Here is a 23,215-nt window from a genome sequence, read left to right on the forward strand (position 1 = left end):
CACCTAACACCTACACATAGCGTCGTGTCATCACCTCTTCAAAAGCACCCTTTCATCACTTGGTTCGCCAGCAACCCAGTTGTGGCGAATATCTTGATGTTCTCTATATTAGCGGCGGGAATATTCACTGCCTTCACAGTACGGAAAGAAGGCTTCCCTGCGTTTGCCGCAGAAACTGTTCAGGTCATGGTCCCTATCCGCGGCGGCACTCCTGAGGATGTCGAACGCGGGGTCGCTATCAAGATTGAAGAATCGCTCCAGTCAGTTGAAGGCATCGAACATATCCGCTCGATCAGTAAGGACAACATTGCCATCGTCACCATACAAGCGAAGGAAAAGTATCCGATTTCGAAGCTGCTAGACGATGTTAAAATCCAAGTCGATGCGATTCAGAGTTTCCCAGAACAAGCTGAAAAACCAGTAATCATCGAAAAAAAACGGAGCAATGAAGTCCTCTGGTTGGAGCTCTATGGTGACGCCTCAGAAGCCACTCTCAAAGAAGCGGCCCGAAACTTACGAGACGTTCTACTAAGGCAAGATGCCATTTCAAAAGTAGAAACTCTGGGCGACCGTGATTATGAAATATCGATCGAACCATCCGAGCAAAAGCTTCGCCTCTACAACCTCACATTTGATGAATTAGCACGCGCTATTTCAAACAACTCACTCGATCTAGGTGGTGGAGTGATACGCTCTGAGCGCGGAGACATCTCACTGCGCTCCCGCGACCAAGCTTACCTCAAGGCCGACTTCGAAAATATTCCTGTGCGCACCGACTCTGATGGAACTCGGATTTTCGTCAGTGATGTAGCCAACGTCCGCGACAGCTTCATCGATCAAAAATTCATCAATCGCTACAGAGGCCAACCCTCTATTAGCCTTAGAATCAAGACCGAAGGCAATGACGACATCCTTAAGGCCGTAGCTCAAGCGCGTGCCACGGTTGAAGAATACTCTAAGGCAAATAAACTTCCTGAAGGCATCAAGGTCGCAGGTTGGTATGATGGGGCGACCAGCATCCGTGACCGGCTGGTCTTACTTGGTAAGAATGGACTTCTCGGGGTGTCGCTAGTTTTCTTGATCCTCACATTATTCCTCAATCTCCGCCTCGCATTTTGGGTGGCCGTAGGTGTGCCTGTTTCACTGGCAGGAGCTCTTGCGTGTTTCCCTATTGCAGGCATTGAACTCTCAGTAAATGTCATCTCGGCCTTTGGTTTCCTCATCGTGTTAGGAGTTGTAGTGGATGATGCCATTGTCATCGGTGAGTCTATTTACTCCGAAAAAGAACAGCAGAAGAGCGTCAGTGACAGCGAAGGCTATATTCGTTCGACGGTACGAGGAGTCAGCAAGGTGGTCACCCCTGCAACCTTTGGTGTCCTCACCACCATTGCAGCCTTCTTGCCGCTCACTCAAGTCAGTGGACGTATGGGTAATGTCTTTGGCCAAATAGCCACCACCGTCATTCTTTGCCTGATTTTCTCACTGATCGAGTCGAAGCTCATCCTCCCATCCCACCTAGCACATCTCAACGTGCACAGAAAACCTGCTAATGCCATTTCTAGAGCCTGGTCAAGATTTCAGGGCTCCATCGCACGAGGTCTTACATGGGTCGTAGACTCAGTCTATCGTCCACTCATCCGCACCTTCATTGATTGGCGCTACGCTGTATTTGCGGCATTCATCGCCATACTTATTCTCGTTGTTAGTTTACTCCCTGCAGGCCAATTACGATTCGTCTTCTTTCCTAACATCTACCAGGACAACATTTCAGTCACCCTCGAACTAGAACAAGGCCAATCGGTAGATTACCTCCACGCCTCAGCCTTTCGGATCGAGCAAGCATCTCAAGAACTGGGTGCTCGATACGAAAAAAACTTTGGCCAGAATCCTTTCGTCGAAGTCCAGATTTCTTCTAGTAATAACACCAAGGTATCCGTAGTGACCGAGCTGACACGCTCAACTACCCGCGAATCTCTCACTACAGCACAAATCATCAAAGACTGGCGTATGGCCGTCGGTCAGATTGCTGGCGCCCGTTCGCTTTCATTTGCCGCCAAAGCCGGGCCTCCCGGCGGTGATTTTGTAATCAATCTCGAATCGGATGACCTCGATGAACTTAAACTCGCAGCCGAAGACCTCAAATCAGTCGTCGCTACTTACTCGGGCGTCTACGATGTTCTAGACACCTTCGACTCAGGAAAGCCTGAGATACTTTATTCTATCACCCCCGAAGCCCAGGCTGCGCAAATCACCAAGCGAGATCTCGCCACCGGTGTGCGAGACGCCTTTTACGGCCGTGAAGCCCAGCGCGTCCAGCGAGGCCGCGAGGAAGTGCGTGTCATGGTGCGCTATCCGCTCGAACAACGCGGCTCCTTAGAAACCCTACGCAATATGCGTATTCGAAAATCCGATGGTACCGCGGTGCCATTCTCCCTTGTCGCGAATACCGAGTATTCAGAGTCGCTAGCCTCGATTGAACGATATGATAATAAGCGCGTCGTGGCTGTCGAAGGATCGATCGATAAAACGATCACTTCATCAGATGAAATCCAAAAGCGGCTAACAGAAGAATACTATCCAAAAATGTTAGCCAAATACCCAAGTATTGCGATCAGTGCTAGTGGTGAAGTGGAACAAAGAATGAAGTCCATGAAATCTCTACAGGTCGGTTTTCTATTCTCCATAATCTTCATCTATATACTGATCGCCATACCGCTGAAAAGTTATCTCCAACCGCTTATCATCATGTCGGTCATCCCCTTTGGTATCATTGGTGCTCTAGTCGGACACTACATAATGGACATCCCAGTCTCCATCCTTTCCGTCTTCGGAATCCTCGCCCTCTCAGGAGTCGTAGTGAACGATTCGCTGGTACTAGTCTGCCGCGTCAGCGACCTCAGAAAGGAAGGCCACAGTTTGCTAGACGCCTGTAAAAGAGCTGGTGCCGACAGGTTCAGAGCGATCTTTTTGACATCACTCACTACCTTCTTTGGACTCTACCCACTGTTACGTGAGACCGAGGTTCAAGCTCAGTTCCTCAAGCCGATGGCAGCCTCACTCGCCTTTGGTATTCTCTTCGCCACCATCATCACACTCTTTCTACTTCCCGTGATATTGATTATATCTAAAGACATCAAAGACGGCTTAAAATACGTCTACAGCAAGTAACACCACCTAATATGTTAGATTGTCCGAATGTTGTTAATTACGAACTTGGAAACCGATGAAAGACATAGTGAAAATTTGAGGGAGAAGTCTTGGAAGCCCTATACAAGTTCTGTCCCTCCATACACATGCAGGAGCTAGGCGTTCAGGATGCTCCAGCACTGCTGGCCTGTGGAGGCCCGAACGCTAGATGAAGTGCCCCCCTCGATTTACATGAGGTTTGGTAGAGAGAGATTCCACTCACCCAATAGATCGAAAAGTAGGCCTTCGCCGATCAGCTCAAAGCGACCGAGACGGTCGCACCACGTACCGCGACCGTCTCGGTCGCTCAAAAAATTTCCGGCGAAACTGCTGACTCACAGTCCTCAGACCTCACCAGCAAACTTCTGCTCACCCAACAAGCCCTATACATGCTGCTCCAAGAGCGAGTCTGGTATTCGACGCTATGTGCCGAGCTCTATTTTGAGGGTATCAGTTTTTTTGATTGGCAGAGTGATACTTGGGAGTGTGACGGAGGCTTCTAACCGCCTCGTCCGTATTTGATAGTCTTGGGCTTGGCGGTTGGAAACCACCGCCACGGACCTCAGAGTTAGCAAATCTGAGCTTGAAAGCTTGCCATTTAGATCAGTCCTTTGATTCCCATTTTAATCGATCAAATCGAATAAGCGTGAATTCTTTTGAGATTTGCCATTGAATCCACTCCATGAGTCGGAAGAAAAGAAAGTCTGATAGTTCTGCTGAAAATCTGCAAATCCCCAATGCGTTTGGAGCATTGGACGCACTCGCAAACCTGCCTACAGGACCAGAAGGCGCTCTGCCTGTCAGCACAGTGAAAATCCCCACGCGCGGTCAGAAAAATACCAATCGAGGGCGTGTCGACATCGTCCGTCAGACGGCGCATCGCGGTGGCAAAGCGGTCACGGTCGCCAAGAATTTCATCGGGATCGGACTTGCCGAAAAACAACAACTAGCGAAGATGATCCAGAAAGCCTGCGGCGTAGGCGGCACCGTCAAGGATGGCTGCATCGAAATCCAAGGCGACAAACGAGACGAGATGAAGCGCATCCTAACTGAAGCCGGCTTCAAACCAGTTTTCGCCGGTGGCTAGCGGATGCCTTTCACCAGTGTCAGTTTGGGTACATCCGCCTACAAAATGAAACATTCTACCGCGAAACACACGAAAATTTCGAAAGCCAGGGACAATCAAGCATCCCAACCAAGGAAACATATGGCTGCCTGTGAACTCACATAGTTCTCTCTCAAAAAAACTGACGCATAGATCACCCATGCATCGTTCATAGAAAAATGACACTGGGGAGATTCCCTTTAAATAAAGAGATTGGTGCCTTCAGATCACATATTGTCTGTTCCGTAGAAATGCGTAGAAATGAATAGTTTTACGTAGATCGACTTATACGGCGTTGACGAGGAAAGGGGGGATGTTAGTTTCTTATTCCTTGGCTTCACTGCTCTCCCTTTGCTCTATGAAATACTGCTCTATTCTCCTGTTTTCGTTGTTGGTCCTGATCACCTCCTGTGCGACCGCTCCTCCTTACGACGGCCCTGGAGCATTTGATAAAACCGCTGATGCCAAGGCTCAGGTCTCCCGTTCTCTTTCCTCTGCTCAGAAGAGTGGAAAGCACGTTTTGCTCATCTATGGAGCCAATTGGTGTTCGGACAGCACGCAGACGGTGGAGTTGTTGCAGTCTGATCCAGAGATATCCCGTATCCTACGGGATTCCTATCTGGTCACTCGTATCGATGTCGGGCCAAGTGACAGTGGCCACAATGGCGATTTGGTTGCGAGGTATCACGCAACTATCAAAAAAGGCATTCCAGTTTTCGTAGTCCTCGATGGCTCCGGCCGCCTCCTCAATGATACGCGTCAAACACGTCTCCGTGATTCAGATCACGAGCATCCGGACCGCATAGCCGACTTTCTACAGCAGCATGCTCCCAGTTCCACACGCTAGCTTTTTGATCTCGGCTCTAGCATGCCAGCCAACAGCTTACACTAGGGCTCTCCCATCGTCCGAGCCAACGTTTATATGCCCTGCAGCCTTGATCTCCACTACCCAGCTCGCGACGTACTGCTCCACCAGAGCCCCCTGAGACTCAAATCCTGAAACGGCTAAAACCTCAAAAATAACACTAACTTAACATTTTCACGTCAATCTTGTAACATTTTGGTAGCACTCTCAGCATTTTAGAGTATTGTCTGCACGTCATGATACGTAAGATCACTACCGAGAACTTCTTCTCACTCCAGAGTGAAGCAACGCTAGATTTAACGACCAGCGCCAAGACTCCCACAGATTACTCCTTCGAGAAATCGAGCTCTGGAGACCAGGTGAGCATTCTCGCTGGCGTATTTGGACCAAACGCCTCAGGTAAGACAAACTTACTCAAAAGCCTCTCTTTTCTTAACTTCTTCATCCGTCATTCCTACAAAGAATTGGATACTACAGAATCCATCCCAGTCGATGGCTTCATCGGCAGTGATGCCCCTATCAAGTTCACACTAGAGTTCGAGGGCCAGGACAACGTCTACCGCTACCATCTAGAGCTCAATACTGAAGCTGTGGTCATTGAACGCCTCCAGCGTTACTACAAACAGACGAAATCCTTTCGTACCGTGCTGCTCCGCAAGCAAGGTAAGAAGAGTGCTCTGGTTAGTCAGAAGGATGGCTACACTGATGCCTCCCTCATTGCTGAACTCCTCAAGGATCGCCCCAATGCCTCTATGATCTCAGCCGGCATGGTTACTGGTCGCTCGGAGTTCAAAAAGCTCGATGTCGCGCTCGGTAAATTTGCATGCAATGTTACCCGTGGTGGAAAGATGGATAGACAAACTGGCTCTGTGGCAGACCAACTGAGTGAGTGCGCAGACTTCCTTCACGAGAACCCACATTTCAAAGACGATATAGAACTTCGCCTCAAGCAGGCCGACCTCGGCATCACCAAGTTCGACGTCCACGAGGTGGAAGTGATGAGCCAGAATAAAGGTGACACGAAGAAGATGCACTTCCCGTTTGTCACCCACAACACACCAAACGGTGAGTTCACCTTTTCTCTCTTACAGGAATCCTCAGGTACCCAGCGACTATTCACCTTGCTGCGGTCATTCCTACCTGTCCTCACAGACGGTGGTATCGCTGTGATCGATGAGATGGAATCAGACCTCCACCCTCACCTTATTCCACTCTTACTAGACCTCTTTGTAGACCGTGACTCCAACCCGAAACGAGCTCAACTGGTCTTCACCTGTCATCATGTAGAGGTCCTCAACCATCTAGCCAAGGAGCAGATCTTCCTGGTCGAGAAAGACGATGACAACCTGAGTACAGTGAAGCGCCTGAGCCAGCACAAAGGCGTCCGCCGTGATGAGAATCACTTCGCCAACTACAACGCCGGTCGCTACGATGCTATCCCTGAACCCGATCTCTTCTAATCGATGGCCAGAGAAAGTATCGTCCTTTTCGGTGAGGGAAAAACTGAGGCCATCTTCCTTAACCACCTCAAGAAAGTCTACGAGGCTGATAAAGATAAGAGACTCAAGATCAAGGTCGATAAGGGTCAAGGGAAGTCACCTCAAGACGTGGCCAATCGCCTCGTTAATAAACTACTCAAGCTTGGTTGCTATGACAGAAGCCTGCTGCTTATCGATAGCGATATTGAGCACAAGATAAAGAGTGCATTCCTGAAAAAGAACAGCATCACCCTTGCTCTCTCGGTTCCTCAGTGCCTCGAAGGGCTGATGCTGAGCATCCTCGGTGAATTACCTAAAGGCGGCCTCCACAGTAGCTCGAAGGAGCTCAAGTCTGCTTTCATCAAGCTGCTCAATACCGATGAGGCGGGCTACTCCATGAAGCTTCGCTCTAGGTGCCCACAGCTCTTTCCCAAAGAATTGCTAGAAGCCAAGAGAAGCACCCTCCCGGAGTTCGATGCCATACTTAACTTCATGGGGGTGTGAAAGGCGTCTACTCATAGATTGCATGACAGTCTACAACTCATAGAGCTTCATGGAGAATTCTCTATTTTAAAGATCCTTTATAAACAAGGGTTTTGCTGTCTTCGCCTCACATATTGTCTGTTCCCTAGAGACGTTCTAGCAGTCCTGCCAACAGGTTGCAATCGGGCTCTACCATCGGCTGAGCCAACGTTTATAAGCCTCGAAGCCGTGAGCCCCACTACCCAGCTCGCACGTAGTGCACCACCAGAGCGTCACGGTCACGCTCTAGTTCTTGTAAGCGGATGGGCTCATTGCAGCTTTAGCCTCGGCGATCAACTCCTGTGACGTTAGTAATGTGCCGCACCTCACATATTGTCTATTCCCTAGAGACATGGACTTCAGACGCCACTCTAAAAAAAACCCGCTCGGGGAAATCCTAGCGGGCTTTTAGTTTTTTAACCGATCTGCAGATTAATCAAAGAACTCTCAAATACTTAGGAACAGGGTATGTTTCCCTCCCCCTCTCCCTCCCTTTAGCTGAGACTGGAGTAGAAATGCCGCTAATCGCAATCTTGTAGCCTTTTTCAATTCTCGACCATGCGATTAAGTCCAAATCCTTGAGACCTTGTCTACCCGCAAAATACATTTGGCCCGTTTCATCTTTACACATTATAAATCGAGGCAGTTCATAACCCCCATTCACAACGACCACTTCACAAGGAATCCACCCCTCCTCAAGTTTATGTTTACAGTTATCTATAATTTGGATGCCGCAACGACTCAGCCAAGACCTCTTATTAAATAGATTTTTAGAATCAGTTAACTTTTTTATGAGATCTTTCACGACTGAAAGCAACTCCCTTTTATCTCTGATCTTTAGTCCTGATATGTTGTATACTAGCTCATATAATTCTTCCGATTTACAAAGAAGTTTAGTCGTTGATTCCTCAAGCAAATCAGAGATCCGCATTGCTGAAAGAAGGTGTCCCAACTCTTTATTTAAGTATAACGTTGCTCCTATGGCGTGCCGAGACTCGTTATCCTTAGATAGAGCATCACTAGGAATTTCAGCGGACCTAGTTAAACCTTTTACGGCAGAAAGACAGTCAGACTTATGTATTCTTTTCACTTTGGCAATCTCCAACTGAGCACTACATGCAGGTATAAACCCTTTATAAGTGTCAGCGATTTTATGTTTTTTCACAAGATTTAAGTGGCTTGAAGCTAAATCAATCCTATCGCATTTCATCAACAAGCTAACATACATGCTAGAAAAACGAGTAACTACTACCTCAGGTATATCTTCCCCAAGCATAGCTTCACATTCATTTAATTTTTCTAAATGCGCAACTGCCTCATCAACCATACTTTCGGAAGATAAGAATCGACCCAAATTGAGCCGACATGTATATCTCAACTTATTTGAAGACGATGATAAACCTTCAATTTTTGAAGCTGTGGTATAGGCCTCTAAGGCGCTTTGGCAATCTCTTTGACTCTCCCTCAATCTACCTAAAGTAAGCCAATACTCAGCGTAATTCTTACTCTCTCTTGGAAGACTTTGCAAAGACTTACCAACTTTTTCTATTTGTTGATAGTCCTTTTCATGCCTACCAGGCTTCTTGAATAATCGCATTGCATCGATTAAAACTTTACGTAAATAATCAGGCACGGACTCTGAAATATAATCCCAATGAGTTGGATCAGTATTATGTTTCTGGATACTTGAATGAAGCCTGTTGGCAGCCCTTGTCGCGTTAATTTTTTTGGCAAATTCGCTTCTTAATTTGAAGTCTAGAGGCCGGTCGCGAAGCATGATTCGAACAGACTCAGCTAACTCTAAGGTCTCAGAATCTTCGTCCAATTCTTTTGTTATCAAACTAGTTCGCCCCAGACAGTTTATTGCTTCTGTTGTTTCTTCGACAGCAAGCCCCAAAAGTATATGAACTTGCCCTCGATCTGCTGAACCTCCACAAGCAAACAAACACTCTAATACATCGCAACTATGTTGAGGAAGGCTCTCCACTAGAGCTCTAAATGAAAAATCAATAATGTCAGCTTCAGTTTGACCAGAAACTATATTTACATCACCCCCTGCTCTTAATCTATCGACTTGTAACCTGATCGCCAAAGGATTTGAAGCTGAAGAAGCAGCTATTGACTTGAGTAGATCGTTACTGACATTATGTAGGTCGATTGCCTCTGCATATTTTCTAGCAAGTAGCTCTCCTCCTTGAGTATTTAAACCTTTAAGAGGGAATGTTTTGGCACCGTCCAACGCAATCCTACTTGTTATAATAATTTTCCAGTGTGCTGGCATTTTCTCTAACCAATCATCAAACTCCATACTCCCATCCAGCAAAACAGTTTCGAGATTGTCTACACAAAGGATAACATTTGATGAATCAGCAACGTCTGAATCTTTAATTAATTCATCTAAATGCCTTTGTAAGGCCTCCATGCAATCAGGAGCATCCAGTTTCTTTACACCTGAGGCCGTTAACTCTTCCTGCTTCAGACTGATAAAGAATACAGCATCCAAACTTTCTGCTAGACTGACATCGTGAACGACGGTGTTCAAAGAGTCTAGAGCTATTGCAGTCTTTCCCATTCCTCCTGGAGCTACGATTGTTACAACAGGATTTCTCTTACTTACGATTAAAGATTTAAGTTCTTCGAGTTCTATTTTTCTACCTATTAACCCGGTAACATCATGAGCGAAGTCGCTAGGTAGGTTATTCCATGTATATCGCTCCCCTCGTGACCACCACTCTTCTGAAACATCTCTAATTTCCCCGTCTTCGGCAGCTTCTAGTTCAGCTCTAGGTCCGAATATTCCAAGATGCTCTAGAATTGGATCCGCTACTATGGCCGCCATTCTATACCAGTAAACTTCAAAAAACTCTCGATTTGGATGAGCCATAGCATTTCTGATTACAAAAACTTCCAGAGACTCAATCTTACTTTTTAGAGATCTACACAATACTTCGTAACTTGTGTCTTTCGTGGATATCACAGCAAGGTCCAACAATTCACCAAAATACGAAGACTCAACTAACACTTTAGTTTGGGCTAAGCTATCATTAGAGATGTTTGACCACCTTTCTTCTGAACACCTGTCAACTATACCGTTCACAGCACTTGATTTTCTGTGAGCCGGCATCAAGTTGTCCTGATCTATAATGAATCTCCAATACCTTTCTCTAAGCTTTGAAGAACCATTGCAGTTTTCTTTCTTAATAATTCAATGTTCATAAATTTTCACACAAGCTACTATCAGTTAGCCAATGCAGGTAAAGCTATTTTTAAGCTCCGAACGTTTCCATCTAACTGAATCATCTGACACACAATCTTTGAAGGAAGCCAGTCCACCCCTGATTTATAAGGGACCTCATGGAGAGACACATTTCCATGAGAGGCTATCCACGGATTTTTTAGACGATATCTGCTGCTAGATCGATCCCTTCTGCCCAGTCGTACAACACCCGAGCCCGCATTTTAGATTGTTCCAGTTTCCCAGTGAACTAATTAACCAATGATCCACCCTACCCCGTTCCACGCATGGCTGTGGGTTATGGAGTTCTTCACCTATAGCGCGCGTTGGAAGGCGTTTAGAGCATCGACACAGTCGATGGATGACTCCGAATTATCGATTACCGGAGCCGTCGAATTCGTGGCAGTCTCTAGCCATGAAGAGATTACGTCAATTACTTACGACTGCTGTGATCGCGGTGATGTGTACGGTTCAATCCTCTGCTGCCAAGCTAGTTGAGGAGCCGCTCAAAGGTGGCTCCGACTCGCTGGTATTCGTTTATGTGCATGGCTTCGGCGGGGTGAAAGAGTCGCCGAAGTTCTGTGAGAACTTGCAGGAGTTTTTGTTGGAGGAGAAGGTGTCGTCAGAGGTGGTTAACTACGAATGGGATTCGGTCAAAGTCGATCCACTCCATGTGGGAGCGTCCTGGATCAAGTCACAGAAAATGGCGCATGCGGAAGCGCCGAGGTTCAGGAGTGAGGTGCTAGAAAAATTGGAACGCGATAAGAGGTCTTATGTGATCGTAGCGTTCAGTGTTGGATCGCGCGTTGCTTTGCAGTCGCTCGAATCTACCAAGAGTGAGTTGAAGGGCTTGCGCGGCGTTTACTTCCTTGGTTCAGCGATGACGAAAGACACGACGCTGAAGAACCGCAAAGCTTTGCCGAAAGGGATGAAGATCACCAACTACCATTCGCCGATCCGCGACATGGTGCACCGGATGGCCTTCAACTTCATGAGCGAAACACCTCCGGGTGGGCAAGTTGGCTCCGATGATGGAAAGGTGTTTGAAAACTATCCTGTCTCTTGTGCCCATGCGCATAAGCGAGTGGGTTTTGCAACCGACTACTCAGGCCTGGCCGAAGCGATCGCATTCCTCGAGCTGTACGAACAAGGAGTGACGATCTCGGGCAGCACCAAAATGAACTGGAATGTGCCAGTAGTGAAGGGCGAGATGTGGTGGAACAAGCTTCGCACTCTGAGTTTGCGTAATGGAACGGTGGAACTGGAGCAGCACCTGATGCGTCCCGGCTACTATCGTGCGGTGAGCATAGAAAAAAATGGCAAGCGCAAGCGGATCGCCCGCGGCGATAACTTGCACGCGATCCTGCAGGAGCTTGGCGTTGAGGATGCTCCAGCACTGTTGGCCTGTGGAGGTCCGAACGCTAGATGAAGTACCCCCTCGATTTACATGAGATCTGGAGGAAAGAGAGGCTTACCGCTCACCCAACAGATTGAAATCAGCCTTCGGCGATCAGCTCAAAGCGACCGAGACGGTCGCGTTACGTAGCGCGACCGTCTCGGTCACTCAAAAAATTTCCAGCGAAGCTGCTGACTCACAGCGATCAGAGTTCACCGGCAAACCCGATACAAGTTCAGAGGAAAGAGGCTGGAAGCGCTCTTCTACGTGGCTCGTTCGTTGAAGCCCAATACAAGTTCTGTCCACCCTAGACATAAATTTCTCCGTTGGAGGACGCTGGCAGCTCGCTGATCTAAGTGCCATTCAATCCTGTGCCCATCAGGACAATGCACATTCATATGCCGAAGCGTCTCTGCAATCGCGGCTGCAGGAAGTTCGCCAGTAGGATCGTTAAAGCACCGAGGTAGAATGTCAGCTGGAGTTCCTGGTGCTCGCCAAAAATGAGGGCCGCCGCTACGATCCCATAAACCGGCTCGAAATTAGCCGCTAGGTTAAACTTATATGCGCTAATCTGACGCAACAAGCGATTGGTGAGATCCTGAGCATAAACCGTGCAGACAAACGCTAATATCAACAGCCACAGCCAATCCAACGGATCGGTAAATGCCATGGCTTCAAATCCACTGGGATCAAAGATCGGGATTGCGAGGAAACACACCACTGTGGCCGACATCATCTCCCAAAACACCATCACCAACGGATCACTGCCAGTGACGACCATGTGCTTGTTGATGACCATAAAAATCGCCGCCAGCAAGGCACTGAGCAGAGCTAGGCCAAGACCGAGGAAGTAATTACTTTGAGCTCCCGCAATCAGCACAATGCCACCGAGCACCAACAAGCCGAGCATCACCTCGTAGCGCTTGATCCGCTGACGGTTCAGCAAGGGCTCGGCAATGGCCGTGAACAGCGACAAAGTAGCCAACCCGGCTAGCGCGATGGATATATTTGCAATCTTCACCGCCCCAAACAGGCACAACCAATGCAGCCCAATCAGCACTCCAACCCCCATCAGTTTCCCAACCACTACCCTGCCGAGCCACAGCTTGCGCTTCGACATGACCTTCACCCACAGCATGGCCCCAGCCGTCGCTAGCAAACAACGCCAAGTCACCAAGACCGGCGCACTCAGGCTGATCAAACGACCCAGTATTGTGGTCGCCGCAAAAATGAGCATGAGCAGATGTAGTTGGAGAGTCGGATGAATGGCGCATGATGGTACAGCCGCCATCACATGATAGAGAGCATCTTCATACGGGACTCCTACTTGCCACAAGATGAGGGGGATTTATCAGAGTAAACAGAGCGGACAAGGCGAAGATCCTACATTTCTATACCTGACCCCATCATTCTACCAATAGGCATCTACTTTCTACTTTCTACTTTCAGCTTCTTCGGTCTCCAAATCGGCAACTTGGAGCGGAAGCAAATTCTCCCAACCAAATGCGCCGCTACTGGTGCTGTGAGGTAAAAGAAAAACAAGATGGCCAGGCAAGCAATCCACACGTGGGGCGTTGGGTAGGCTAACATCACGGCTATCAGGATGAGCCCACTACCGAATGCTCCGGCCTTGGTTGCGCTGTGCATCCGGCAATAGATGTCGGGCATCCGGACAACTCCTATCGCGGCTAACAGCGCGAAGAAACAACCGACTAACAAGAAGGTGCTTATAATAATGGTCATCATAGGTCTTTGCTTTCTAAGTAGCGCACCAAAGCCACTGTGGCAATGAAGCTGATGAGAGCGATCGCGATCGCGATATCTAGGTAGGGAATGAAGCCACTGACTAAGGTCAACAAGACGCACTGCGCCATAGTCAGGGCTGCGATCAAGTCGAGAGCTATAATTCTATCCACCAAGGTTGGCCCCTTGACCACCCGAATGGTCGACAAGACAATAGCTGCAGCCAGCATATACTGGCATGCTGTGAGCACCCACTGAGGGAGATCTGGAATATCAAAAAACATCGCGTACTCGGTTTACATAATTTTTTACAAGGGCATCGGCATCCGCCACCTTATCCACACAATACATACTGTGAATGAACAGGGTGTCGTCGACCACATCCAGACTCAAGGTACCTGGGGTCATGGTGATCAAGTTCGATGCTACAAAGACCTGGCGCGGTGTGAGATTGCTCACATCTACTTCTAGGATTTCAGGTTTCATCAGGTGCTGGGATGTCACGATGTCTGCCGCCACCCGCAGATTGCTCACCACTACCTCCTTTAGATAAAAGAAGCCGAAGCCTATCATTTTTATCATTTTCGTTAAAAATTTCATCTTACTTCCCTAATACCTCCTTGATGTATCCTTGAGGGTTGCCGAGTTGTTCGCTGGCTTTAGTTGACAGCTCTAACAATGGCTCGGGATTGAGGCTGAGCCAAACAGTAATCAATGCCAAACCAACACAGGGGATCACCATCACTTTAGGCAAGGAATCCGAGCTCGCTGCCTTTTGTTCCTTACCAGCTGCTGGAGCTTTCTTCCAAAAGGCTTCAGCCCAGATTTTCGTCATCGAATATAATGTAAGGACACCTACAAAGAGAGCACAGCCGACCAACCAATAATGCTGCGCATCGAGGCCAGCCTTGACCACCCCAAATTTTGCCCAAAATCCTGAAAGTGGAGGAATTCCACCCAAAGAAAATGCTGGGATAAAGAACAATAGAGCTAGAGCTGGTGAGGCTTTCGCTAGCCCGCCTAACTTCTTCAAATCTGTCGTTCCACAACGCCTCTCGATCAGACCAGCAATCAAGAACAGGTTCGTCTTCACCAAAATGTGGTGGATCGTGTAGAATATCGCGGCAGCAATCGCAATCGGTGTGCCAATCGCCAACCCCATCGCAATATAGCCAATTTGGCTGACAATGTGAAATGACAGGATCTTCTTAATATCGAAATGCGAGGCAGCACCAAACACGCCGGTCAGCATCGTCATCCCAGCTAGGAAGAGCAACACATCCTGCACCACATCAAATTGGCTATGGAACAGCAAGGTGTAGGAGCGGATCAAAGCGTAGACCCCCACTTTGGTGAGTAATCCCGCAAAGATCGCCGAGATGGAAACCCGTGGTGTATGGTACGAGGCTGGGAGCCAGAAGAAAAAGGGAAACAAAGCGGATTTGATACCAAAGGCCACCAATAACAACATGGCTGAGCTGTTCACTAACAAGGCGTCATCGTGATTGCTCAACATATTCGCGACATCTGCCATATTAAGCGTCCCGAGTTTACCGTAAAGTAACCCGACACCGCAAAGAAAGAGAATAGAGGAAAGGATGTTGATCAGTAAATATTTCACCCCACCTTCCAGCTGATCCTTGGTCCCTGAAAGAGTGATCAGAACAAAGGAGGACAAAAGCATGACCTCAAACCAAACGTAGAGGTTGAATAAATCTCCAGTGAGGAATGAACCATTCACTCCCATCAACAGAAGGTGAATCAGGCTGTAATAATGCTTTTGTGTGTGGCGTTGGTCGATGTCCCCCATCGAGTACAAAGCAACGGCGACGGCAATCACCGCCGTGATCAAAACCATCATAGCACTGAACAGGTCAGCAACCAAAGTGATGCCAAAAGGTGCAGCCCAAGCCCCCACGTGGATGATTACATATTCATGCTCTAACGCATGATTCATCAACATCCCAGCACTGCCTAATTGGAGCACAGCTCCGATCAAACTCAGCCGTGGCACCCACGGCCCACAGCGCTCTTTGCGTAAGCAAGCCACTGCCGTTATGAATGGCAGAAGTAAGGATAAAACTAACCAGATCATGGTAGTGCGTCCGTGTGGTTAAATTCATTCACGTCATCACTCTTGAGTACTGCGTGGGCTCGCATCAGCAGCGTGATCGTGAAAACCATTAGACCAAAACCGATCACAATAGCTGTAAGCACCAATGCCTGAGGGACGGGGTCGGCGTGACCAGCAGCCACAGTGCCTGTCTCACTGTCGGCAAAGACTGGCTGGTGGGCTCGAATCCCCCCCATGGTGAAGACTAACAAGTTAGCAGCCTGACTGAGTAAAATGATGCCAATGATGAGCTTTGTCATATTGCGCCGCAACAGACAATAGACGCCTGCTGCGAATAATATGCCAGCCATGATAGTGATGAGGAGAGACATGATTAGTTATTGTTAGAATCTAAGGATTTTGCACAGAGCAAGGCAAAGCCGAGCACCACCATATAGACCCCGATATCGAACACGATCGGTGTTCCAAGCTTGAGCTTCCCTATAACGGGTAAATACCAAGTCGGCAGCCAGACAGCCTGAAACAACACATTATTGACGGCTAGTCCGATCAAGGAGCTGACACAGGCAATGATCAAGCCGTATTGCATCAACGCTATTGGTTTGAGAATTCTACTCGCCTTGATCTCATCCCAACCGACAGCCAAAGCACGTAGCATCACTGCCGAGGCAGCAATTAAGCCACCGATAAACCCACCTCCGGGCAGGTTGTGCCCACGGTACAAGACCACTAAAGAAAGTAGAATCAAGAGCGGGTAGAGAAAGCGGGTCGCTGTGCGTAAAATGACTGAATCCATTACTTTCCTTTTGTTGTGACTTTATCCACCAGCGCCCATACACCAAGCGCTGCAATTGCTAACACGCAAACCTCACCAAATGTATCAAGCGCTCTGAAATCCACCAAAATAACATTCACTACATTGGCGCCATGGCCTTCAGGGTAACTCATTTGAGTCAATTTATCCGAGATCTTCGGGCCAAACAAAAGCCCTTGGGACTTTAGCATGAGAACCGTCATCACCCCTCCCATGATCAATGCTAGACCAGTATCCATGAAGCGCTCGAAGCCAGTCGAGAGTTTCCTGTAACGTGGTAACCGGCGCACGACCCAGGCAAAAAGCACCACAGTAAGCGTTTCCACTAACACCTGGGTAATTGCCAAATCCGGTGCGCTGTACTTCGCATAAATCATAGAAACACCGTAACCAACAACACCGAGTGAGACCACAGCGGTCAGACGCGACTTTGAGAGAACAGCAAACAAAGTCGCTATTGTCATCGCCACTAACAAAATGGTTATGAATGGATTGAGCTGCCCGATTCCCTCGAAAGTGGGCCAACCGCCGAAGCGAACAAGCTTCCACAAAATGAGGCCACAGCTAGAAACTAGAATAATGATTACATAAGAGCGCAGCCTGCCAGTCTGTAGTGACTGGGTCGACCAGCGTGCCACCATCAGAACAAACTTAAAAACGTGCTCGTAAACTGTGTCGGCAAATGTCGATTCATTGACCTTCTTACCCGCTGCTGCAGGTCTGAGAACTTTCATCAAAGTGAAACCCAGAGCAAAGGTTACTAAGCTCAGAATCAATGGGAGATTCACTCCATGCCATAACGAGAGAGTGTAAGGCTCAGCTCCAGCTACAATGCCAGTGTAGGCAAAACTAATCAAAGGGCCCACCAAACCGGGAAAACAGCCGATCACCAAACCTAGAGTCGCTAACAGCAATGGCCCGGCCGTCATCAACAAGCCCATCTCGTGCGGCTTCTTAGGAAGATCTCCAATCGATTTTCTAAAGTAAGGAATCACACCCGCCCGGGCCGCGAGCACCATCATCGTCGCATTGCCGATAAGAAGCACAGCAATAGTCAGCCAGCTGCCACCCACCACAGACTTGTAGACGTATTCTTTCCCTAAGAAACCGAAAAATAGTGGCAGCCCCATCATTGAAAAGGCAGCCAGCAATGCTGCAGGCGTAGTCAGTGGCATTGTCTTTTTGAGCTGGCCTAACAACCGTATATCACGCGTCCCAGTAGAGTGATCCACCGCGCCAGCTGTCATAAATAAAGTCGCCTTGTACAGAGCGTGACCTAGTAAAAACACCAGCGCTGCTAGAATAGAATATTTCGTATCAATTCCTATCAAAAACGTCAGTATACCTAGAACTGCTAAGGTCGTAGCTGCCAATATTTTTTTAAGGTCAGCCTGACGCAAGCCATACACTAGGGCTATGGATATAGTCACGCCGCCTGCGATCATTAAAGAATGCGACCACTCTGAAGTACCTCCCAAGACGGGCTGCATCACCAGCAAAAGAAACACCCCCGCTTTTACCATCGTAGCAGAGTGTAGGTAGGCACTCACTGGTGTCGGCGCAGCCATCGCATTGGGCAACCAAAAGTGGAATGGGAATTGTGCCGATTTAGTAAATGCTCCCAGTAAAACTAAAATCAAACATCCCGTATACAATGGGTGCCCAGCCACTTGGTAATCACCAGTGAGAAGGTCAGACAACATCCAAGTCCCGGTCATCTGATTCAGCAAGATCAAGCCAGCCAGCAATGCCAGTCCTCCAAGCCCTGTGACAACCAAGGCCTGCAAAGCACTGCGTCGAGCCGATGCTTTTTCGTGGTCAAAGCCAATCAACAAATACGAGCTCACACTAGTGAGTTCCCAAAAAATGAACAGAATGATCAAGTGGTTCGAGAGCACAATCCCCGTCATTGCAAACATGAACAAATACAGCAAGGAGCACAGCCGCATCGTGCCAGATTTCCCGCCCATGTACCCGAGCGCGTATGTGACGATGAGCGTCCCTATCCCAGTGATTAACAATCCCATCAGCAAAGCCAAGCCATTGAGATGAAGCCCAATGGTTAGCCCAAAACTTGGCACCCACTCCCTCGTCCAGATCAAGCTTTGCCCGGAACTCAACACTTCCCCCCCCGCTATACAGAGGCAAACAAAGCTAGCCAACGCGGGCAATATCACTAGCCCACGACCCATAAAATTAGATTTATCCTTGAGCAATACAGGGACAATCGATCCTATGAGTAAAAAAATGAGTATGAATGGTAGCATTATGATTGCTCGCTAACACCTTTAGTGTTTGCGGCCTTCACTACCAACTCGAAAGAATATTTCATGCCTTAAGGGAACCTCTGGTAACTAGCATCGGTGCCGTGTGTGTGTGTTATATTGTGATTTGCGAGCCGAGCTCGATTATTGGTAAGGCACCCTGCGGGCTGAAAAGTCTTCCTTCACTAGGCTGCGTTGCTCTTCGGTCCCGGATAGTATCCGCTCCTTCATTACGCCTTGCCTTGTTTGAAATCCTTTTCAGCGTCACTGCCGCTAGTTAACAGAGGCTCCCTTTATTCATTGTTGTGCGCATTCCTTGTGCTCACGACAAATGTCTATAAGGCCTTAAACTAAAACTAGCAACTAACTTGCATCAAAATCGTATTACTTTTTCAAATTATGATTTGAGCCACTTCCAGGCTTGATCAAGTTCTTCGGTATTGAAGTGCTTTTCTCTGATGCCTACCAGTTTGGCAAACTTGCTATCGATGGCCACTAGCCATTGCCAAACCTTCTCATCCGCCACGACACAAATTTTCTCAAGTTTATTCATATGAGTAAGCACCCATTTTATATCATCGATTCCAGCTCTAACGCCCCAGCCAGCACCCGTATCTAACACCAATAGCACACAAACCTTAGCATGCATTTCTAGCGCTGCTTCAATATCGGCAATCCAAAGCCGTTCTTGGTCTGGACCAATGGTCCCAGAAACCTCGTAACCTAAATATCGACCTTCACTGGATGGGAGTTTTATAATCATAACCCAATTAGCATAAGTGATAAACACTGGGCGAGTCTATCATAAACCACACCACAAGACAATTTTTGGGCTTCCAGCCAGCAGGATGAAACGACTTCAACCGCGAAAAATGCGAAAGCCTGGAAAAACCAGCACGGTGAAGGTTTTCTGACACGAATGCCCACCAATGATTGCCAGTTCTATCTAAAATCGAAGGCCGAAGGCTTGGCTACACGGTAAACTGCTAGAAACTCCTCGGCTTGCTCAGGATCATTTAGCACATAGACACCAGCTGTTAGAACTAGCTTCTCAGCACTTTCCTCCTCTGGCCCCAATTTTATAGGTTCCGTCATCTGTGATTTTCGTAGGATTTCATAATGCCCTCCCAGTCCTGGTGCAGTTTTTTTCAATAATTCCAAAGCCACTCGGCCCATCGTGTGGCGTAGGTTCAGCTCGACCACGGGTCTAAATACCAAGTTCCCATCGGCATCACGGAACACCATAGAATCCACCCCCAGAGCCCCCACGTAGCCGCTATCAGCCAGCAGTTCACCCAAAGCTTTGACCAGCGTGTGGCGGTAAAAATGATGCACCTGACAATCTCTAAACAGAAAGCTGGTCAACTCCTCATCCAAGCCCTGCGACCACTTAGGCAATACTAACGAACCACGAAACCTCCCGAGTTCATCATTGATCACCCGTGTCATTCCACGCTGCTTAATTTCTCCATTTGAAGCAATTTCGTATTGCGATGAAAAATCAAGGACACGCTCTAACCATGGTTCCACCAGCACACCACCGTGTTCCTTCAGCACCCGCCTGAGCCACCCCCTAGAACTCTTAGTCCACTCAGCACCTAACAACCGGCAATGCCCACGGCCAGCATTAGAATACGCAGCCTTCATCAGCACATCACCCACAGCTCCATCCACATAGCTCTCAACCTCATCAATGCTAGTGCACCACTCCCCCACAGGGTCACCTATCATCTTCTCTAATTCATAACCAAACTCTTTAGACAGCCAGAGCGACGGTGACTCAGCCCGCCAACTCGCCTCTACATTTTCACTCATATTATGAGAAAATGGCTTCAAGGCATCTGACGCCTTTTGCTGCCAAGCCCACGGACGCACTCCACCTACACGTCTCTCTTCCAGCTCGCTAGAATTCCCTATCACAACACATTGCGGCATTGGAAATCCCCAAGCTCGGATATTTTTAAGGTGCTGCCGGCTTGGTTCCTTGTGTAGCAATAATACGTCATCACGCCTAGCCAGTGCCAAGCTCACCATATCCAAATCCTCTTCTAAGAGACGCACATTCTTCTTTGCTGTGAATGCTTTTTTATTCACCCGCGCCACCTCCTCGCTCTCGGCATTTGGGTTGAAAAAATGCACCACGGGCGTACGGCCACGCGATTGCTCTGCGACCTCGAGTAACTCGATCCAGTCCTCATCAATCCCAGCGAGCCGCCGTCCCTCCGCATTGTACGGAGCCAATCCCTTCGCCCGCACTGGAGCCAAGGGGAAATGAAGTTGTGTTTGAAATGCCTCCCAATCTGACTTCGATTGGTCCTTCCACTTTCTAAACCACTTCAAGCCATGCCCAACATGTTCGATCTCATCCTCGTAGATTTTCTCTAACACCGCAGCGGTCCCGCCATCGCCCACTTGCCTAAACAACTTAGCGTAGTGGACGGAGTAATCCAGATTTGCCTGTTCAAAGACCAAGCTCAATCGGCTGACAAAATCCATTGGTTGCTCCATCGGAGCCACCGCCCGCCAAAAGTAATCATTTACAGGAAGCTCGCCGAACTCGACCCCACACTCGCGCATTCGTCGCATATACATCAATGTGTGCGCCTGTTCCTCCTTCAATGTCTGGTACACCCCCATGCGAAACTCTTTTGGAGCATTTGGGAATTTAAGTAAGACAAGAGCCATCAACTCTGTCGCTAGTAGTTCGTGGTTAGCAAGGAAATGCAACATCTTCCCTCGTTCTTGATCGTCGTCGAGACGGTTCGTCCCAGGGAAGTCAGCCTTCACACCACGCTCGGAAATACGCAACTCGATCGGACGGCCCGGTCCATCAGCCATAATAAATGGCTGGGCTGGCGCTTCATCAGTCACAAGCTTGGGATTGATCAAGAGCTTCTCCTCCAAGGTCTTGCCAAAGAGTACCTGCTCAGCGAAATCGCGTAGTTCCATGCCTTGTCTTAGCCCCCATCAAAGTAAAATTCAAATCCCTCTTTTTTTAAAAATCCAGCCTAGCTTATTCAACAAATGAAAGTCCTATTCACCTGCGCCATCGCCCTAGTGGGATCCCTGTACGCCCAAGAAGCCGTCACAGCTGCTCCCGCTCAGGATCACCACACCGCGACGGAAAGCGCCACCAAAGCTACCATCTATAAGTCCATCGTCCGCATCGAAGTCGCCTCACAAGTCCCCGACTACAAGACCCCGTGGAATGCTGGTCGTTTTTCTGGTGGCACTGGCACTGGGTTTCTGATTGGCAAAAATCAATTCCTTACCAATGCCCACGTGGTCTCCAACGCCCGCCGGATCCTCATCACCATGCACGGTTCCTCGCGCAAGCACCAAGCCCGGGTCGTCCACGTCGCGCACGATTGCGACCTGGCACTTCTAGAGCTGGTCGACTTCAGGCCCTTTGCTGACCTTGCCCATTTAGAAATCGGTAGCATTCCAAAGCTCGAGTCCGAAGTCCGCGTGATTGGTTACCCGATGGGTGGCGAGCGCATCTCCGTGACGCGTGGAGTCGTTTCCCGCATCGATTTCCGACCCTACGCGCACTCACGCTCAGACTCTCACCTCATTGTCCAAATCGATGCTGCGATCAACCCCGGCAACTCTGGCGGCCCCGTCCTCCAAGACGGCAAGGTTGCAGGTGTCGCTTTTCAGGGACTCACCCAGGCCGACAACACCGGCTACATGATCCCCACCCCTGTCATCAGACGCTTCCTCAAGGACATCGAAGATGGCAGCTATGACTCATACGCCGACCTAGGAGCCTACGACTTTGCTCTGTTCAACCCCGCCATGCGTAAAGTCTACAATCTTCAAGCCAACGATCCTGGTGTTCTCATCTCCAGTGTCACCTCTGGAGGTTCCTCTAGTGGCTCTCTTAAAGAAGGCGATATCCTCACCGCTATCGATGGCTACTCCGTCGATTCCTCAGGTAACATCACTATCGCTGGAGAGCGCGTCAACATGAACGAAATAATCGAGCGCAAGTTCGCTGGTGACAAAATCCAGCTCGATTTCATCCGCGACGGCAAGAAGCTCAGCAAAGAAATTTCTCTAAAAACATTTCCTCCAGCCAGTATGTACTCCGCCCAATACGGAAAAAAGCCTCGTTACCTCATCCAAGGTGGACTCGTCCTCCAACCGCTCAACCGCAACCTCTACGCGGCACACAAGCTAAACAACCCACGTGTCCGCCGCCTTTTCAGCGAGTATGTAAAAGAAGGCATCTTCAAGGAACGTGCAGACATCCTCATCCTGACACGCGTACTTGACGACCCCATCAACTCGGCTCTCTCAGGCTACGTCGGCAGCGCGGTCAAATCCATCAATGGAGTCGACATCACCGACATCAAACAGGCCCATGAACTACTCAACCCAGCCACTCCTCCAGAGTTCTTTGAAATCATGCTCGACGGCCTCGACCGACCGCTCATTTTTCCCAGCAAAGGGCTCAGCGAAGCGAACCAACGTATCAGCGAGAACTACGGCGTGCACAAAGCTAACAACCTCTCTAACTAAACCTTTCCA

20 protein-coding genes are annotated in these 23,215 nt (G+C 48.7%); 8 read left to right on the plus strand and 12 right to left on the minus strand.

Annotated features, from left to right (window positions below; all coding sequences use genetic code 11):
• Positions 1–24 precede the first annotated feature (24 nt).
• On the plus strand, positions 25–3,168 hold the full coding sequence (locus BSZ32_RS04165) for an efflux RND transporter permease subunit (RefSeq protein WP_105042262.1): 3,144 nt from the start codon (positions 25–27) through the stop codon (positions 3,166–3,168).
• A 206-nt stretch (positions 3,169–3,374) separates the two neighbouring features.
• On the opposite strand, the gene BSZ32_RS20005 is transcribed toward BSZ32_RS04165, so the two are convergent.
• A complete protein-coding gene (locus tag BSZ32_RS20005; protein WP_276308398.1) occupies positions 3,375–3,497 on the minus strand; it encodes a hypothetical protein in 123 nt (40 codons plus the stop codon).
• A 371-nt stretch (positions 3,498–3,868) separates the two neighbouring features.
• Here BSZ32_RS20005 and BSZ32_RS04170 point away from each other — a divergent pair, with 371 nt between their 5' ends.
• The 4 genes from BSZ32_RS04170 to BSZ32_RS04185 all read left to right on the plus strand — a co-directional run bounded on the left by BSZ32_RS04170 (position 3,869) and on the right by BSZ32_RS04185 (position 7,138).
• The gene (locus tag BSZ32_RS04170; protein WP_105042263.1) at positions 3,869–4,273 is read left to right on the plus strand and encodes a translation initiation factor; all 405 of its coding nucleotides are present in this window, start codon (positions 3,869–3,871) and stop codon (positions 4,271–4,273) included.
• A gap of 376 nt (positions 4,274–4,649) precedes the next feature.
• The gene (locus tag BSZ32_RS04175) at positions 4,650–5,138 is read left to right on the plus strand and encodes a thioredoxin family protein (protein ID WP_165788638.1); all 489 of its coding nucleotides are present in this window, start codon (positions 4,650–4,652) and stop codon (positions 5,136–5,138) included.
• 254 nt (positions 5,139–5,392) lie between these two features.
• Positions 5,393–6,616 (plus strand): AAA family ATPase, encoded by a 1,224-nt coding sequence (locus BSZ32_RS04180; protein WP_105042265.1) that lies wholly within the window; start codon positions 5,393–5,395, stop codon positions 6,614–6,616.
• Between the two features lie 3 nt (positions 6,617–6,619).
• Positions 6,620–7,138, plus strand: a complete 519-nt coding sequence (locus BSZ32_RS04185) for a hypothetical protein (protein ID WP_105042266.1) — start codon at positions 6,620–6,622, stop codon at positions 7,136–7,138.
• A gap of 454 nt (positions 7,139–7,592) precedes the next feature.
• Here the strand turns inward: BSZ32_RS04185 and BSZ32_RS04190 are convergent, their stop codons facing one another.
• Positions 7,593–10,253, minus strand: a complete 2,661-nt coding sequence (locus BSZ32_RS04190) for a tetratricopeptide repeat protein (RefSeq protein WP_105042267.1) — start codon at positions 10,251–10,253, stop codon at positions 7,593–7,595.
• A gap of 553 nt (positions 10,254–10,806) precedes the next feature.
• Between BSZ32_RS04190 and BSZ32_RS04195 the strand changes: the two genes are divergently transcribed.
• Positions 10,807–11,820, plus strand: a complete 1,014-nt coding sequence (locus BSZ32_RS04195) for a hypothetical protein (RefSeq protein ID WP_105042268.1) — start codon at positions 10,807–10,809, stop codon at positions 11,818–11,820.
• A gap of 61 nt (positions 11,821–11,881) precedes the next feature.
• Complete coding sequence (locus tag BSZ32_RS04200) at positions 11,882–12,070, plus strand: hypothetical protein (RefSeq protein WP_105042269.1); 189 nt, start codon at positions 11,882–11,884, stop codon at positions 12,068–12,070.
• A 111-nt stretch (positions 12,071–12,181) separates the two neighbouring features.
• Here BSZ32_RS04200 and BSZ32_RS04205 read toward each other — a convergent pair whose 3' ends face one another.
• The 10 genes from BSZ32_RS04205 to BSZ32_RS04250 all read right to left on the minus strand — a co-directional run bounded on the left by BSZ32_RS04205 (position 12,182) and on the right by BSZ32_RS04250 (position 21,631).
• A complete protein-coding gene (locus tag BSZ32_RS04205; protein WP_105042270.1) occupies positions 12,182–13,123 on the minus strand; it encodes a DMT family transporter in 942 nt (313 codons plus the stop codon).
• A gap of 89 nt (positions 13,124–13,212) precedes the next feature.
• Positions 13,213–13,533: a monovalent cation/H(+) antiporter subunit G gene (gene mnhG / locus BSZ32_RS04210; RefSeq protein WP_206018717.1), complete on the minus strand. Its 321-nt coding sequence runs from the start codon at positions 13,531–13,533 to the stop codon at positions 13,213–13,215.
• Positions 13,530–13,814: an MrpF/PhaF family protein gene (locus BSZ32_RS04215; protein ID WP_206018718.1), complete on the minus strand. Its 285-nt coding sequence runs from the start codon at positions 13,812–13,814 to the stop codon at positions 13,530–13,532. Before BSZ32_RS04215 ends, mnhG begins: the two co-directional genes overlap by 4 nt.
• Positions 13,804–14,112, minus strand: a complete 309-nt coding sequence (locus BSZ32_RS04220; RefSeq protein ID WP_165788639.1) for a Na+/H+ antiporter subunit E — start codon at positions 14,110–14,112, stop codon at positions 13,804–13,806. The genes BSZ32_RS04215 and BSZ32_RS04220 overlap by 11 nt, the downstream gene beginning before the upstream one ends.
• A gap of 19 nt (positions 14,113–14,131) precedes the next feature.
• Positions 14,132–15,625 carry a Na+/H+ antiporter subunit D gene (locus BSZ32_RS04225; RefSeq protein ID WP_105042272.1) on the minus strand — a complete coding sequence of 498 codons (1,494 nt, stop codon included), beginning with the start codon at positions 15,623–15,625 and terminating at the stop codon, positions 14,132–14,134.
• Positions 15,622–15,975, minus strand: coding sequence for an NADH-quinone oxidoreductase subunit K (locus BSZ32_RS04230; RefSeq protein ID WP_105042273.1), 354 nt, complete (start codon positions 15,973–15,975; stop codon positions 15,622–15,624). The genes BSZ32_RS04225 and BSZ32_RS04230 overlap by 4 nt, the downstream gene beginning before the upstream one ends.
• Positions 15,976–15,977: 2 nt before the next feature.
• Positions 15,978–16,400 (minus strand): MnhB domain-containing protein, encoded by a 423-nt coding sequence (locus BSZ32_RS04235; protein WP_105042274.1) that lies wholly within the window; start codon positions 16,398–16,400, stop codon positions 15,978–15,980.
• Complete coding sequence (gene mbhE / locus BSZ32_RS04240; RefSeq protein WP_105042275.1) at positions 16,400–18,685, minus strand: hydrogen gas-evolving membrane-bound hydrogenase subunit E; 2,286 nt, start codon at positions 18,683–18,685, stop codon at positions 16,400–16,402. The genes BSZ32_RS04235 and mbhE overlap by 1 nt, the downstream gene beginning before the upstream one ends.
• A 394-nt stretch (positions 18,686–19,079) precedes the next feature.
• Positions 19,080–19,445 (minus strand): SpoIIAA family protein, encoded by a 366-nt coding sequence (locus tag BSZ32_RS04245; RefSeq protein ID WP_105042276.1) that lies wholly within the window; start codon positions 19,443–19,445, stop codon positions 19,080–19,082.
• Between the two features lie 179 nt (positions 19,446–19,624).
• The gene (locus BSZ32_RS04250; protein ID WP_105042277.1) at positions 19,625–21,631 is read right to left on the minus strand and encodes a DUF455 family protein; all 2,007 of its coding nucleotides are present in this window, start codon (positions 21,629–21,631) and stop codon (positions 19,625–19,627) included.
• Positions 21,632–21,706: 75 nt separating this feature from the next.
• Between BSZ32_RS04250 and BSZ32_RS04255 the strand changes: the two genes are divergently transcribed.
• Positions 21,707–23,206, plus strand: a complete 1,500-nt coding sequence (locus BSZ32_RS04255; protein ID WP_105042278.1) for a S1C family serine protease — start codon at positions 21,707–21,709, stop codon at positions 23,204–23,206.
• Positions 23,207–23,215 lie beyond the last annotated feature (9 nt).

The sequence above is a fragment of the Rubritalea profundi genome, assembly GCF_002954445.1.
GTDB lineage: Bacteria > Verrucomicrobiota > Verrucomicrobiia > Verrucomicrobiales > Akkermansiaceae > Rubritalea > Rubritalea profundi.